The organism is Neisseria sp. HMSC068C12 (assembly GCF_001814095.1).
GTDB lineage: Bacteria > Pseudomonadota > Gammaproteobacteria > Burkholderiales > Neisseriaceae > Neisseria > Neisseria perflava.
The window spans coordinates 82465-96854 of sequence record NZ_KV814825.1 but is presented as its reverse complement, the minus strand read 5'-3'; the positions used below and the strand labels follow the sequence as shown (position 1 = coordinate 96854).

Genomic DNA, 14390 nt, shown 5'->3' with positions numbered 1-14390 from the left:
TTTACCTCATTTCCAAATTATTAAAATATTAAAGGCCGTCTGAAATCCTTTTTCAGACGGCATAGATAAGCCTTATTCCCGAGCGCGTTCAATTTCAATACCGACCTGCGCCACATCGGGCAAGATACCCGGTTTCACAATACGGACGCGCACTTTGGCCGCACCAAAATCATTTAAAATCAATTGGGCGATATATTCCGCCAAAGCTTCCAGCAGTAAAAAATCCTGTTCGGCAAGGCTGCGGCGTACGACTTCGCATACTTCGCCATAATGGATGGTATCGCCGATATCGTCGCTCGTGCCGGTACGCTCGGGAACACTGATTTCCAAATCCAAAATCAAAGTCTGTTTACGCTCGCGTTCCCAATCATATACGCCGATTAAAGTATCGGCCTTCATGCCGTACAAAAAGATTTTATCCATTTGCCTGTCCGTTTTTTTGATAGAATAACCGTTCCCATTTTAAGTAAAGCACCCAAAATGTTCAATGTACTCGCCATTATTGCCGCCTATCTTATCGGCTCCCTGTCTTTTGCCGTCATCGTATCAAAATATTACGGCATGGACGATCCGCGCACTTACGGCTCCGGCAACCCCGGTGCCACCAACGTCTTGCGCAGCGGTAAGAAAAAAGCGGCCGCACTGACCTTGCTCGGCGATGCAGTAAAAGGCTTGGTTGCCGTCATCTTGGCACGCTGTCTGCAAGATGCTTTAGATTTATCGGATGCAACGATAGCCCTGGTCGCCATTGCCGCATTGGTCGGTCATATGTGGCCAATATTTTTCAATTTTAAAGGCGGCAAAGGCGTAGCCACCGCATTGGGTGTCTTGCTCGCCCTCTCCCCTGCAACCGCCCTGCTCTGTGCCTTAATTTGGCTGGTCATGGCATTCGGTTTCAAAGTATCCTCCCTCGCTGCACTGGTCGCCACCGTCTGTGCCCCAATCTTCGCCTTCTTCATGATGCCACACGCCTCTTGGGCATGGGCAACCGTATTCATTGCAGCATTGGTGTTGTACCGCCATAAAAGCAATATTCAAAACCTGATTCAAGGCAAAGAAAGCAAAATCGGGGATAAAGCCGGAAAATCTTAAAAGTGTAGATGGCCGTCTGAAAATATATTTTTCAGACGGCCTTTATAGTTTTTATTCACGCATAATCAGTCAATCTTAATATATTCCACCGACAGAATCTCTATAACCTCACGCCCTTCCGGTGTATTCAAGACAACTTCATCGCCTTCGCGTGCTTTAATCAGGCTGCGCGCCAAAGGGGAAATCCATGAGATTTTGTTTTTAGCAGTATCGATTTCATCTACGCCGACGATTTTGACGGTTTGTTCACGACCGTCTCCGCGCAATAAGCCAACGGTGGCGCTGAAAAAAACCTGGTCCGTGGCTTCGCGCGCTTCAGGGTCGACGACAACGGCTGCTTCCAAGCGTTTGGTTAGGAAGCGGATACGGCGGTCGATTTCGCGCATACGGCGTTTGCCGTAAAGATAGTCACCATTTTCGCTGCGGTCTCCATTGCTTGCCGCCCAGTTAACGATTTGGACGATTTCCGGGCGTTCTTTGTTGACCAGGTGATAAAGTTCGTCTTTCAATGCCTGCCAACCGGTAGGCGTGATGTAATTTTTGGTTTCGGTACTCATGATGTGTTTAAAACATAATTAAAGGCCGTCTGAACGTTAATTTTCAGACGGCCTTTATTGTAAGTCAATTTACTTTATTCTTCATCATCATCGCTATCACTGATACTGATGCTGTGTTCCATTTTGCTTGGATGAACTTTCAAGCCGCCACAACCTGATTTTTCGGTAGAGAGACGGTTTAGATACACTTCATCGATATCGCCGGTTTGATAAACACCGTTGAAACATGAAGAATCAAAGGATTCGATTTTTGGATTGAGTGCTTTGACTACTGCTTCCAAGTCTTCTAAGTTTTGGAAGACGATGCCATCCGCGCCAATCTCGGTTGCGATTTCTGCTGCGCTGCGGCCGTTTGCAATCAGTTCTTCACGGGTCGGCATATCGATACCGTACACATTCGGATAGCGCACTTCGGGAGCAGCAGACGCAATGTAAACTTTGCGTGCGCCTGCCGCGCGTACCATTTCAACGATTTCACGGCTGGTCGTACCGCGCACGATGGAATCATCCACCAACAAAACGCTTTTGCCGTTAAACTCGGTTTCCATCGGGCTGAGTTTTTGGCGCACTGATTTTTTGCGTGTTGCTTGGCCGGGCATAATAAAGGTGCGGCCGATGTAGCGGTTTTTAATCAGACCTTCGCGGTAAGGTTTTTCGAGATGGACGGCAAGCTCCATCGCGCTGGGTCGGCTGGTATCGGGAATCGGCATCACGACATCGATATCATCGACAGGCAGCTCGCGTTTGATTTTTTCTGCCAAAGATACGCCCATATCCATACGGGACTGATAAACGGAAACGCCATCGATGACGGAGTCCGGGCGGGCAAAATAAACATATTCAAAAAGACAAGGGCTTAATTTGGCTTTATCGCTGCATTGACGGGAAATAATCGTGCCATCAAAACCAATAAATACGGCTTCTCCCGGCTGGATATCGCGTTCCAAATCATAGGCAAGTGCATTAAAGGCAACGGATTCGGAGGCAACGGCATAAGATTTTTTGCCGGATTCGTCAATTTGCGAACCCAAAACCAACGGACGGATACCGAAAGGATCCCGGAAAGCCAGCATGCCGTATCCTGCAATCATGGCTACTACGCCGTATGCGCCGCGCACCAAACGGTGCACTTCAGAAACGGCGTTGAAAATATTGTCGATAGTGAGTTGGTAAGAAACTGTATTTTTAGAGACTTTGCGGCGTAATTCGTGTGCGAATACATTGAGTAGGACTTCAGAATCGGAGCTGGTATTAACGTGGCGCAGGTGTTTGTTGCATACGTTTTCATAGAGCTCTTCAGTATTGGTCAGATTACCATTGTGTGCCAAAACAATGCCGAATGGGGAGCTGACATAAAACGGCTGGGCTTCTGCGCTGCTGCCCGCATTGCCTGCAGTCGGATAGCGGACATGTGCAATGCCTGCATTACCGACCAAGTCACGCATATTACGGGTACGGAACACTTCGCGCACCATGCCCTTGCCCTTGTGCATATGAAATATATTGCCTTCGGCAGTAACAATACCTGCTGCGTCCTGACCACGGTGTTGCAACATCTGCAAACCATCATACAACATCTGATTGACCGGTTCATGACTAACCAAACCTAATACACCACACATATCGTGCTTCTCCGAGTTTGAAGATTAAATGGGTAAGCCGTCATTATAAAATAATTTAGATGAGTTTGCTCAAATTGTTGACAATATGATGCTAAATTTACGCAAATAAAAACGGATTCAGACGGCCTATAGGCCGTCTGAATCCGTCAAACTCAATCATCCAATTCTTCTACTTCAGCCGCTTTACCAGAAAGATGGGGCATTGCGGTACCTTTTCTAGGCAGATAAGGCATCGCAGCATCAGCAAGTGATTCAAAATACGGAATCGTATGGGAACTTTGCCACTCTTCCGTCTTCGGCAAATCGGTATGCGAAAAAACCATCACAGCCAGTGTTACCAAAATCACACCTTTCACTGCACCGAATACGCCGCCAAGCAAACGGTTGATGCTTCCCAAACCAACGGCAGACATCAAACTGCTCAACAGCGATCGTGCCAGTTTCTGCAACAGCCATGCCAGAAAAAACACAGCGGCAAAACCCATGGCAACCCCCAAAGAATGCGGCTCAACCGATTTAAAGACCACATCGGCAAACGGAACGGCAAGCGTTCTGGCTGCAATAAACGATACCACCCACGCCACCATCGCCCCTGCTTCAGCAATAATACCCCGTGTCAACGAGATAATGATGCAGATGACGATGACAGCGGCAGCCAACAAATCGGCAACAGGCAAATTACTCACTGGTCACCTGACCGGCAATGCCATGTACACGCAATTTGTTCAAATCGCGCTCTGCATCGCGTGCATTTTTATAACTGGCTGATTTCACGCGATACACCTTACCTTTATCGGTCATCACTTCAGTAATGGTCGAATCGATACCTGCGGCTTTCATTTTACGTTGCAGGCTTTGTGCGCGTTCTTTTTCAGCATAACCAGCCTGAATAGCGGCCTTTTTAGCAGGTTTAGCTTCTGCTTTTTCTTTTTCAGCTTTAGGTTTGGCTTTTTCAGACGGCTTCTCGGCAGTTTTTACCTTATCGGCTTTTTCTGCTTTGGCCGTTTCTGGTTTAGCTTTTTCATTTTTTGGTTTTTCAACTTTGGCTTCTGCTTTCTTAGTAGGTTCGGCCTTGTCTTTTACGCTGTCTTTGCTGTTTTTGGCAGATTTACGCTCGGCAATGGCTTTCTCTGCTTTTTCCAATTGTGCTAATTTATTGCGTTCAGCAGCAGCTTCACGCTCTGCTTTTTCAGCACGCGCTTGAAGTGCACGTTTTTTAGCAGCCAATGCGTTTTCTTTTTCATCCGCTTCCTGTTGGGCTTGTGCCTTGCGTGCCGCAGCACGTTGTTCTGCCTGGCGTTGGCGGCGTTCTTCGGCTCGGCGCTCCGCAGCTTCGCGTTTGGCGGCCTCAGCTCGTTGAATACGCTCAGACTCTTCCAAACCTTTAATATTGCCGTCATCCAAAGTATCATTAATCAAAACCAACGGCTCGCCGACATCTTCGGGAGCAGACTCACGGTTTGGCTTCAATACTTCAACCGGCGCATTGTCTTCTTCGTCGCCGGCATTTTGAGGTTTGCTTTGCGCTTCGGCATCCGCATGGCGGGCTGCTTCTTCAGCCATCGCAACATCCTCTTTATTCGGCTCTAAAACAACGGCCTTGCTCGGCTCATCAGCCGTTTTGACTTGGCTCTGACCGACAGGTGCTTCTTTAAACGGTGAATTTTTATCGTCGCCGGAAGTCAGTGCCAGACCGAACAGCATACCCGATGCCACCACCAAGCCGGAGGCTAAGACCAAGCGACGGCGGTTGCGACGTTTGAGTTGTTCGTAACCGTCTAAATCGTATCCGTTTGGAGTTTCTTTTTGTTTATTGTCGGACATGATAATTTCCTCGTTAGTGTTCTTTCAAAACAGCCATTACATCGGCAACAGTATGGAATGAGCCGAAAACAACGATTCTATCATTTTCGGTTGCTTTAGCCAAAGCAGCGCGGTAGGCAGCAGCGACAGTTTCAAAAACATTTACATTGTCGATGCCGTGTTCAGCCAGTTTGGCCTGCAAAGCCTCTATCGTCATGCCGCGCGGTACATCTAAAGGCGCGATGTTCCACTCGTCAAACTGATCTTTAACGATTTCCAGCACGCCATCAATATCTTTGTCGGACAACATACTGAATACAGCAGTACGTTTTTGGGCAAAGGCAAGGTTAATCAGACTGCGGCGCAAAGCACGGGCTGCGTGCGGATTGTGGCCGACATCCAAAACCACCAGCGGACGGCCGGGCAAAACTTGGAAACGTCCAGGATTCTCAACCAACAGCAAACCGCGTTTAATCGCGCCGATATCAACCGGCAATTGTTCGTTCAAACACTCCAACACCGTCAATGCACACGCGGCATTGGACAACTGATAGGCACCGCGCAAAGCAGGAAACGGCAAGGAATTGCGGTTACGGCTTTGGCCGTCTGAAGATTGCGGATGGAAGCGGTAGTTCCACTGTACGCTTTCCATTGATGCAAAATCAAAATCTCGCTGAACCATCAACAGTTTTGCGCCAATTTCTTCTGCGTGTTTGACCAATGATTCAGGCGCAGGATTCTGACCGCACACAGCTGGTTTGCCACCACGGAACACTCCGGCTTTTTCAAAACCGACCTGCTCAACGGTATCGCCCAAAAATGCCTGATGGTCCAAATCCACGCTGGTAACGACCGAGCAGTCGCCGTCAAATACATTCACAGCATCCAATCGTCCGCCCAAACCGACTTCCAAAATCATTACGTCCACATTTTCACGCATGAAAATATCGACGGCAGCCAAAGCATTAAACTCAAAATACGTCAGCGAAATTTCGCCGCGTGCCGCTTCGATACGCTCAAATGAGGAAATAATCAATTCATCTGAAACCGGCTGAGTATTGATGGCGATTCGTTCGTTGTAACGCAGAAGGTGCGGACTGGTCAGCGTACCGACTTTAAAACCGGCTTCTTTATAAATATGCGACAAATAGGCGCATACAGAGCCTTTGCCATTTGTACCCGCCACCACGACGACAGGACATTGCGGCACCAAATTCATGCGTTTTTTCACTTCTCCCACGCGTTCCAAACCCATATCGATAAGGCCGGAACTATGGGCAGTCTCCAAATGAGAAAGCCAGTCTTGTAATGTTTTCATTGTATTTATCGCTTCAAAAGGCCGTCTGAAACGGCCGTTTAATCTATATCTGCCGCAAGTTCTGCTTTGTCTTCTTTTTCACGGCACCAGCGCGCCCACACTTTCAGACGGCGGTAGGCATCGCGGTCGGCCATATCGGGCAAGATGCAGTGTTTGACTATTTTCCCGTCAACATTCCATTGCAAAAACAAAGCATAAACCGTCAACATACTGCTGTCTTGCAAAACCGCACTTCTTCCCTCTGCCTCGTTATTCAAATAAACCGTCGCACGGTATTGGCGGTCGATGATGATTTTTCTGACCGCATTTTGAGTCTGAAAATTAACGCTGCGCCAAGCATAGGCAAAACTGCCGGCCAATGCCGCCAAACCCAGCCACATCATCCAGCCGTAAAACTCGACAAGGCATAAGGCCAACGCCGAAAGGTGTAAGGAAACAATCAGAATTTTCAAAGAACGCGAGGGCTTTAAGGCCGTCTGAAAACTTCTCACGGCTTTACATCATATTGTCGAAAACAGGCGTAATGTTCAATTCCGCCTCTTCCATATCCAAAACCATATCGTGGATTTCGGTATCGAAAAATTCCCAAAAAGCCTTCAAGCTCATGTCTTGCGGCCATTTGCTTTTATCAATGTCCCAGCCTGCCAATTCGGCTTCAAAAATCTGCTGGTAGCGTTCGTCAAAATAGGAAATGACGGATTCGGGTTCGTCAAATTGCGGCACAAGGAATACTGAGCAGTTGGTGCGCAGTTGCTCGACGGTCAGGTCGGGCATATTTTCATCGGCGGATTTCAGCCATTCCAAAAAACGGGCGGTCGGCTTCAGCACAACAGCAGTACGGTCAACAAAATACATTATTTTCAACTTTCAAAATCATTCAAACCGATCATGCCGTCTGAAATTTCAGACGGCCCGAGTTTAATGTGTCATCACCTGTTGCAGGAATTGTTTGGCACGCTCGTGTTTCGGATTGGTAAAAAATTCTTCCGGCGTTTCATCTTCCAGAATCTGGCCTTTATCGACAAAAATCACACGGTCGGCGACTTCGCGCGCAAAACCCATCTCATGGGTCACACACATCATGGTCATGCCGCTTTCCGCCAAGTCTTTCATCACTTTCAATACTTCGCCGACCATTTCAGGATCAAGTGCGGAAGTCGGCTCGTCAAACAACATCACGCGCGGCTCCATCGCCAAACCGCGTGCAATCGCCACACGCTGTTGCTGACCGCCGGAAAGCTGGCCGGGCAGCGCGTCTTTTTTATGCGCCAAGCCGACACGTTCCAAAAGCTCCATCGCTTTCTTTTCCGCCTCTTCACGGCTTTGGTTTTTCACTTTCATCGGAGAAAGAATAATATTTTCCAAGACAGTCAAATGCGGATACAGATTGAACCCTTGGAACACAAAGCCCACTTCTTCGCGCACTTTGTTCAAATCGGTTTTCGGATCAGCAACATTGATGCCGTCCACCCAAATCTCGCCGCTTTCAATGCGCTCGAGTTGGTTTACCGTACGAATCAGCGTCGATTTGCCACTGCCCGAAGGACCGCATACAACGACCACTTCGCCTTGTTTGACTTCCAGATTCACGCCGTTGATAACGTGCAAATCTTTAAAATGTTTGTGTACATTTTTGAATTTAATCATTATTTCTTTCCAAACTGCCAAAATTTTCGGGGCTTAAGTTTCGCTTGCCGCTGCCAAAGCAAAGGAATGGCCGTTTCAAGCCAAAAACGGCAGCTGACTATGCCGTCGGAGGTTCCACCTTGATTGTACCGATTGACTTTAAATTGCTCTTCCCTATCGAGACGATGCCCGGTCAATACCCAAACTGCGCCGATAATTGCCGCTTCAAAACGGTGCCGCTCAGGCGGCATATCCTTACCGGAAAAATACTGCGCCAACTTGCGCCACAAATATGAATTACCTAGAAACCCCCATTGAATAGGAGGTTGCTTAAAAATTGCCATCACTGTTTCAGACGGCCTTTTGAACCAGATAATTGCTCAATGCCACATATTTTTCAGCGGCAATGTGTTCTGCCCTGTCCTGCGGATTGATGCCGACTGCCTGCAAATCATCATCGCCGGCAAGTTCCTTCAAATTATTGCGTATGGTTTTGCGGCGTTGATGGAAAGCCAGTTTCACCAGTTTGGCAAAATGTTCAAAATCTTCCGCTTTACCAATGCGGTGTTTCACCGGAATCATGCGCACGACGGCCGAATCTACTTTCGGCGCAGGATCAAAGGATTCAGGCGGTACTTCAATCAACATTTCCATATCGAAGAAATATTGCAGCATTACGCCCAGACGGCCATAGTCGTTGGTTTTCGGCTGCGCCACCATGCGTTCGACCACTTCTTTTTGCAGCATAAAGTGCATATCGATCACATCGTCTGCCACTTCGCTCAATCGGAACAAAAGCGGCGTGGAAATATTGTACGGCAGGTTGCCGACAATTTTTTTCTTGCCTTCAATGCTGTTAAAATCAAACTGTAATACATCGCCTTCGTGTATCACCAATTTGTCTGCAAACGGCAAGGTTTTCAGACGGCGTACGATGTCGCGGTCGATTTCGCAAACATGCAGGCGGTTGAGTTTTTTCGCCAAAGGCTCGGTAATGGCTGCCAAGCCCGGGCCGATTTCAATCACGATATCATCGGGCTGCGGTCTGACCGCATTGACAATATCGCTAATAATCCGCGTATCCTGCAAAAAATTCTGCCCGAAGCGTTTCCGGGCCTTATGTTCTTTCATATCTTTCTTCAAGCAAGCTGTTTAAGGCAGTATTGTAACTGAAACAGGCGTTTTTGTCGGCACGCTTTCAGACGGCATTTGCCTAATTTTAAGCAAACGGCGGCGCTTCCAAACCCAAAGATTTCAGTAGTTGCGCGGTCTCATAAACCGGCAAACCCATCACGCCGGTAAAACTGCCCTGCAAATGCTCGACAAATACGCCGCCCAAGCCCTGAATCCCATACGCACCGGCTTTGTCCATCGGCTCGCCGCTGGCAACATAGGCTGCAATCTCCTCAGCCGTCAACGTTTTAAAGCGCACTTCGCTCGTCTGCACCACATCATGGCGCACGCCTCGCCAGTAAACGCATACAGCCGTCAGCACTTGATGCGTCCGTCCGGACAAGCGTTCCAGCATATCGACCGCATCCGCCTCGGATTCCGGTTTACCCAAAATAGCCGCACCATCCGCCACCGTCGTATCCGCCGTTAATACAGCAAACTCAGGCTCTTGATCATGAGCAGTAAACCATTGCGCTACCGCTACCTGATTTTTCTCGCAGGCCATACGGCGCACATACTCTACTGCGGCTTCGCCTTCTTTGGGGGTTTCATCAATATCCGCAGGAAGGCGGCGTACCGTGAAACCTAAATTCTCCAAAATCTCACGACGGCGCGGACTGCCCGAGGCCAGATAAATTGCGTTCATTGTATTGAACTTCCTTATTTTGAAATTTTATGCTGTCCGAACAGGCGGACATAATGCGCAGCCGAATACGTCAAAAATGCCTTTTCCTCATCCGTCAGCGGACGCACTTGTCTCACAGGCGAGCCGACGTATAAAAAACCGCTTTCCAATCGCTTGCGCGGCGGCACCAAACTGCCCGCGCCTATCATCACATCATCTTCGACAACCGTATCGTCCAAAATAATTGAACCCATGCCCACCAAAACACGATTTCCAATTCGGCAGCCATGCAGCATGACCTTATGCCCAATCGTCACATCATCGCCGATAATCAGGGGCGAACCGTCAGGCTTCGCCGCATTCTTATGCGACACATGCAAAACGCTGCCATCCTGCACATTGCTGCGCTTACCGATAGAGATACTGTTCACATCGCCGCGCAATACAGCATAAGGCCAAATCGATACATCTTCCGCCAGCGACACTTCGCCAATCACTACCGAAGTCTCATCTACAAAACAAGACTCATCAACCGACGGCACATAATCCAAAAACGCACGAATAGGGTTTGCCATTTCCAATAATCCTTTTCTCAAAACCAAAACTGATCAGGCCGTCTGAAAACACGGCGTAAAACGATTTTATACTACAACAATATGAAATCAAGCCAGAAAATCATCAAAAGGCCGTCTGAAACAGTTTTCAGACGGCCTTTCATCATAAACCCTTTATCTTGGCTTACCACTATTTATCATTAACGCCTCATCTGTCTTTTATGGAATAATCGTCTTCATTTAATTCTTGGAGAAGCCGATGAACACACGTTCAGGAAATTATGCAGCGCCCCTGCTAGTCGTCGGCTGCGTCGTCTTCGGCTTGGGCAGTTTGATCGTCAAATTTGTCGATGTCGGCTCTTACGCCATCGCATTCTGGCGCTTGCTGATCGCCGCCCCTATATTCTTCCTGCTCGGGCGTTTTTTCAGACAAAAAATGCCCACGAAAAGAAAAACAGTTGGCTACGCAGTCTTATCCGGCGTTTTCCTCGCATTCGACCTCGCTCTGTGGCATGAAAGCATTCACGCCGTAGGCCCCGGCATTTCCACCTTGCTCAACAGCCTGCAGATTTTCTTTTTAGCCGCCATCGGCTTCTTCTTTTATTCGGAACGTCTAAGCGCCCTGCAAATTTTAAGTTTGATATTGGCTACCATAGGCGTAGCCTTAATCGGCAGCCCAGAATTCGGTCATAACAACAATGCCGCATGGGGATTTGTCAGCGGCGTAGTGTCCGGTGCTATGCTGGCCCTGTCTATGGTTTTCGTACGCAAAACCCATGAACAGGAAAAAGTCGGTTTGTTTCCACTGATGATGATTTTAAGCTTTGGCGGCGCAATGGCGCTGGTCATCCCATCTCTGCTATTCGATGCCGCCCATCTTTACCCCAAAACTTTAAACGATGTGATTCTAGTCTCCATCTACGGCATCGTTATGCAATGCTTTGCTTGGGCATTGATTGCTTACGCCATCCCGCTTTTATCCTTGTCACTGACCGGCCTACTACTGCTCTCCGAACCAGTTGCCGCCATGTTGATCGATTATTTCTGGCTAGATAAACCGATTAACGCCGTCCAATGGAGCGGCGCTACTTTGACTTTATTGGCGATTTATTTAGGTTCGTTAAAAGACAAAAAATAGATACCAAAAAGGCCGTCTGAAAAATTTCAGACGGCCTTTTCATCTGTTATTGCTTATTTAATACTGGTACCGATACGGCTGAGTTCGCCAAAGTTCATCCAAACAAAGAAGGCTTTACCGACAATCAACTTGTCATCGACAAATCCCCAGTAACGAGAATCGGCGCTGTTGTCGCGGTTGTCGCCCATCGCGAAATAACGGCCTTCGGGAACTTTACAAATAAAGCCATTGCCGTCTTCTGCGTACTCACAATTTTCCAAACCGCTCGTTTCAAGCGAGTAATTGCTTTCAGGCATTACTTCGGAGGTGTATTTGTTCAATACGGCAATGGATACGGAAGGCTGACCGGCTTCTTTGACCACATCAAAGTTTTTGCCGTTCAAGGCCGTCTGAAAACGCTCAAGCGTATGAATCATAGACGGATCGGTATCATCTGCGTATTGATAATTGCCGTTTGGTTTTTCGGGAATAATTTCACCGTTAACAGTCAAAACCTTATCACGATATTCCACAACATCACCCGGAATACCGACGATACGTTTGATGTAATTCATCTCAGGCTGAAGTGGGTAATTGAACACCACGACATCGCCTCGGGCAATATTGCCGACAGGGATAATGACCTTATTCAAAATCGGCAGGCGGATACCGTAAGAAAATTTGTTTACCAAGATAAAATCGCCTTTGACCAAGCCCGGACGCATGGAACTGGACGGAATTTGGAACGGCTCAGCAATAAAGCTACGCAATACAAAGATAACCAAGATGATAGGAAAAAAGCCGCCCATGTAGTCGGTAAAATGTGCATTGTCTTCGCCGGTTTCGCTTTTTTTCAGACGGCCTTTATGGATTGCCCAAACAATACCGGTGAACACGACAAACACCAGCAATACGGCGGTAAAGCTCATAAATTCGGACAAAATTCCGAATACGCCGACCATGCACAAGAGATAACTCCATTGCAAGCCGGAGCTCCATTCGCCGTTTTCCTGACGCTCTTTGCTGCTTTTGAAGTTGAGGACCAAGCCGGCCAGCAGTACAACGATTGCGCCTAAAGTCAGATTTATACTCATTATTTATCACTCACTTGCAGAATCGCCAAGAATGCGCTTTGCGGGATTTCCACATTGCCCACTTGTTTCATGCGGCGCTTACCTGCTTTTTGTTTTTCAAGAAGTTTTTTCTTACGCGTAATATCGCCGCCGTAACATTTCGCCAAAACGTTTTTACGCAGGGCTTTGACGTTTTCGCGGGCGATAATCTGGCTGCCGATGGCGGCTTGGACGGCGATGTCGAACATTTGGCGCGGAATCAGTTCGCGCATTTTTGATGCCAGCTCTCGACCGCGGTGAACGGCGCTTTGACGGTGCACAATCAGGCTCAAGGCATCGACTTTTTCGCCGTTGACCATAATGTCGAGCTTAATCAAATCAGACGGTTGGAACTCTTTGAAATGGTAGTCCAACGAAGCATAACCGCGCGAAGTCGATTTAAGCTTGTCAAAGAAATCCATTACGACTTCGTTCATCGGCAAATCATAAGTCAGCATGACTTGACGGCCCATGTATTGCATATTGACCTGAACACCACGCTTTTGGTTACACAAAGTCATGACGTTGCCGACATACTCCTGCGGCACAAGAATGGTCGCAGTGATAATCGGCTCAAGAATAGTTTCGATGGTGCTGATTTCAGGCAGTTTGGACGGGTTTTCAACTTCGATTTTCTCGCCGTTTTTCAACACGACTTCATAAACCACCGTTGGCGCAGTGGTAATCAAGTCCATGTCGAACTCGCGCTCCAAACGTTCCTGCACGATTTCCAAATGCAACAGACCCAAGAAGCCGCAACGGAAACCGAAGCCCAATGCTTGGGAAACCTCAGGCTCAAATTTCAACGAAGCATCGTTCAGCTGCAATTTTTCCAAAGCGTCACGCAAGGCTTCGTAGTCGTGGCTTTCCACAGGATAGAGGCCCGCAAATACTTGGCTTTGTACTTCTTGGAAGCCGGGCAGCGGCTCAGAGGCAGGGTTGGCAACCAAAGTCACCGTATCGCCGACTTTCGCCTGACCCAATTCTTTTACGCCGGTAATCAAAAAGCCTACTTCGCCGGCTTTGAGTTCTTGTTTTTGAACCGATTTCGGCGTGAATACACCCAGCTGCTCAACCTGAGTTTCCGCCTTAGTGCTCATAAAGCGCACTTTGTCTTTCAGCTTGATGGTGCCATTTTTCACACGAATCAACATAACTACGCCGACGTAATTGTCAAACCACGAATCGACAATAACCGCTTGCAACGGCGCATTTTCATCACCAGTCGGCGCAGGGATTTTGGCAACGATCTCTTCCAAAACATCTTCCACACCAATGCCGCTTTTTGCAGAACATTGCACCGCACCAACGGCATCAATGCCGATGATGTCTTCAATTTCCTGCTCCACGCGATCGGGTTCTGCTGCAGGTAAGTCGATTTTGTTCAAAACAGGCACAACTTCCACGCCCAAATCAATCGCGGTATAGCAGTTCGCCACGGTTTGCGCTTCTACACCTTGAGACGCATCGACCACCAAAAGCGCACCTTCGCAAGCCGACAGCGAACGGGATACTTCGTAAGAGAAGTCGACGTGTCCCGGAGTATCAATCAGGTTGAGCTGATACACCTGCCCATCGCGTGCTTTATAGTTGAGCGCGGCGGTTTGCGCTTTAATGGTAATGCCGCGCTCTTTTTCGATGTCCATGGAATCGAGCACCTGCGTACTCATTTCGCGCAAATCCAAACCGCCACAGTATTGGATAAAACGGTCAGCAAGCGTAGATTTGCCGTGGTCGATGTGGGCAATAATGGAGAAATTCCGTATGTTTTTCATATTGTTATTAAGATAA

General features: G+C 48.1%; 17 protein-coding genes. 2 read left to right on the top strand and 15 right to left on the bottom strand.

Translation table 11 applies throughout. The features are described from left to right. Positions 1-72 precede the first annotated feature (72 nt). Positions 73-423, bottom strand: coding sequence for a dihydroneopterin aldolase (folB, locus tag HMPREF2952_RS08320; protein ID WP_004520156.1), 351 nt, complete (start codon positions 421-423; stop codon positions 73-75). A gap of 57 nt (positions 424-480) precedes the next feature. On the opposite strand from folB, the gene plsY reads away from it, so the two are divergent. Continuing rightward, positions 481-1092, top strand: a complete 612-nt coding sequence (gene plsY, locus HMPREF2952_RS08315) for a glycerol-3-phosphate 1-O-acyltransferase PlsY (RefSeq protein ID WP_004520155.1) — start codon at positions 481-483, stop codon at positions 1090-1092. 65 nt (positions 1093-1157) lie between these two features. Here plsY and greB read toward each other — a convergent pair whose 3' ends face one another. The 12 genes from greB to HMPREF2952_RS08255 all read right to left on the bottom strand — a co-directional run bounded on the left by greB (position 1158) and on the right by HMPREF2952_RS08255 (position 10391). After that, the gene (gene greB / locus HMPREF2952_RS08310; protein ID WP_004520154.1) at positions 1158-1649 is read right to left on the bottom strand and encodes a transcription elongation factor GreB; all 492 of its coding nucleotides are present in this window, start codon (positions 1647-1649) and stop codon (positions 1158-1160) included. Between the two features lie 74 nt (positions 1650-1723). After that, on the bottom strand, positions 1724-3271 hold the full coding sequence (gene purF / locus HMPREF2952_RS08305) for an amidophosphoribosyltransferase (RefSeq protein WP_004520153.1): 1548 nt from the start codon (positions 3269-3271) through the stop codon (positions 1724-1726). A gap of 152 nt (positions 3272-3423) precedes the next feature. Continuing rightward, positions 3424-3957: a CvpA family protein gene (locus HMPREF2952_RS08300; RefSeq protein ID WP_004520152.1), complete on the bottom strand. Its 534-nt coding sequence runs from the start codon at positions 3955-3957 to the stop codon at positions 3424-3426. Next, positions 3950-5095 carry a cell division protein FtsN gene (gene ftsN / locus HMPREF2952_RS08295; protein ID WP_049336513.1) on the bottom strand — a complete coding sequence of 382 codons (1146 nt, stop codon included), beginning with the start codon at positions 5093-5095 and terminating at the stop codon, positions 3950-3952. The genes HMPREF2952_RS08300 and ftsN overlap by 8 nt, the downstream gene beginning before the upstream one ends. A gap of 13 nt (positions 5096-5108) precedes the next feature. Further along, positions 5109-6392: a bifunctional tetrahydrofolate synthase/dihydrofolate synthase gene (gene folC, locus HMPREF2952_RS08290; protein ID WP_004520149.1), complete on the bottom strand. Its 1284-nt coding sequence runs from the start codon at positions 6390-6392 to the stop codon at positions 5109-5111. A 38-nt stretch (positions 6393-6430) separates the two neighbouring features. Next, positions 6431-6883 (bottom strand): protein YgfX, encoded by a 453-nt coding sequence (locus HMPREF2952_RS08285; RefSeq protein WP_039862251.1) that lies wholly within the window; start codon positions 6881-6883, stop codon positions 6431-6433. Positions 6884-6887: 4 nt separating this feature from the next. Then, the gene (locus HMPREF2952_RS08280) at positions 6888-7247 is read right to left on the bottom strand and encodes a hypothetical protein (RefSeq protein ID WP_003747228.1); all 360 of its coding nucleotides are present in this window, start codon (positions 7245-7247) and stop codon (positions 6888-6890) included. A gap of 63 nt (positions 7248-7310) precedes the next feature. Beyond that, a complete protein-coding gene (locus tag HMPREF2952_RS08275) occupies positions 7311-8039 on the bottom strand; it encodes an amino acid ABC transporter ATP-binding protein (RefSeq protein ID WP_003747231.1) in 729 nt (242 codons plus the stop codon). Further along, positions 8039-8362: a hypothetical protein gene (locus HMPREF2952_RS08270; RefSeq protein WP_004520147.1), complete on the bottom strand. Its 324-nt coding sequence runs from the start codon at positions 8360-8362 to the stop codon at positions 8039-8041. Before HMPREF2952_RS08270 ends, HMPREF2952_RS08275 begins: the two co-directional genes overlap by 1 nt. A 7-nt stretch (positions 8363-8369) precedes the next feature. Beyond that, on the bottom strand, positions 8370-9149 hold the full coding sequence (gene rsmA, locus HMPREF2952_RS08265) for a 16S rRNA (adenine(1518)-N(6)/adenine(1519)-N(6))-dimethyltransferase RsmA (RefSeq protein WP_004520146.1): 780 nt from the start codon (positions 9147-9149) through the stop codon (positions 8370-8372). A gap of 88 nt (positions 9150-9237) precedes the next feature. Continuing rightward, positions 9238-9837: a Maf family protein gene (locus HMPREF2952_RS08260; protein ID WP_049336507.1), complete on the bottom strand. Its 600-nt coding sequence runs from the start codon at positions 9835-9837 to the stop codon at positions 9238-9240. A 14-nt stretch (positions 9838-9851) separates the two neighbouring features. After that, positions 9852-10391 carry a gamma carbonic anhydrase family protein gene (locus tag HMPREF2952_RS08255; RefSeq protein WP_049336505.1) on the bottom strand — a complete coding sequence of 180 codons (540 nt, stop codon included), beginning with the start codon at positions 10389-10391 and terminating at the stop codon, positions 9852-9854. Between the two features lie 238 nt (positions 10392-10629). Here HMPREF2952_RS08255 and HMPREF2952_RS08250 point away from each other — a divergent pair, with 238 nt between their 5' ends. Beyond that, positions 10630-11508, top strand: a complete 879-nt coding sequence (locus HMPREF2952_RS08250; RefSeq protein WP_049336504.1) for a DMT family transporter — start codon at positions 10630-10632, stop codon at positions 11506-11508. Between the two features lie 53 nt (positions 11509-11561). Here HMPREF2952_RS08250 and lepB read toward each other — a convergent pair whose 3' ends face one another. Next, the gene (lepB, locus tag HMPREF2952_RS08245) at positions 11562-12581 is read right to left on the bottom strand and encodes a signal peptidase I (protein ID WP_049336502.1); all 1020 of its coding nucleotides are present in this window, start codon (positions 12579-12581) and stop codon (positions 11562-11564) included. Further along, positions 12581-14374, bottom strand: a complete 1794-nt coding sequence (lepA, locus tag HMPREF2952_RS08240) for a translation elongation factor 4 (protein WP_049336500.1) — start codon at positions 14372-14374, stop codon at positions 12581-12583. The genes lepB and lepA overlap by 1 nt, the downstream gene beginning before the upstream one ends. Positions 14375-14390 lie beyond the last annotated feature (16 nt).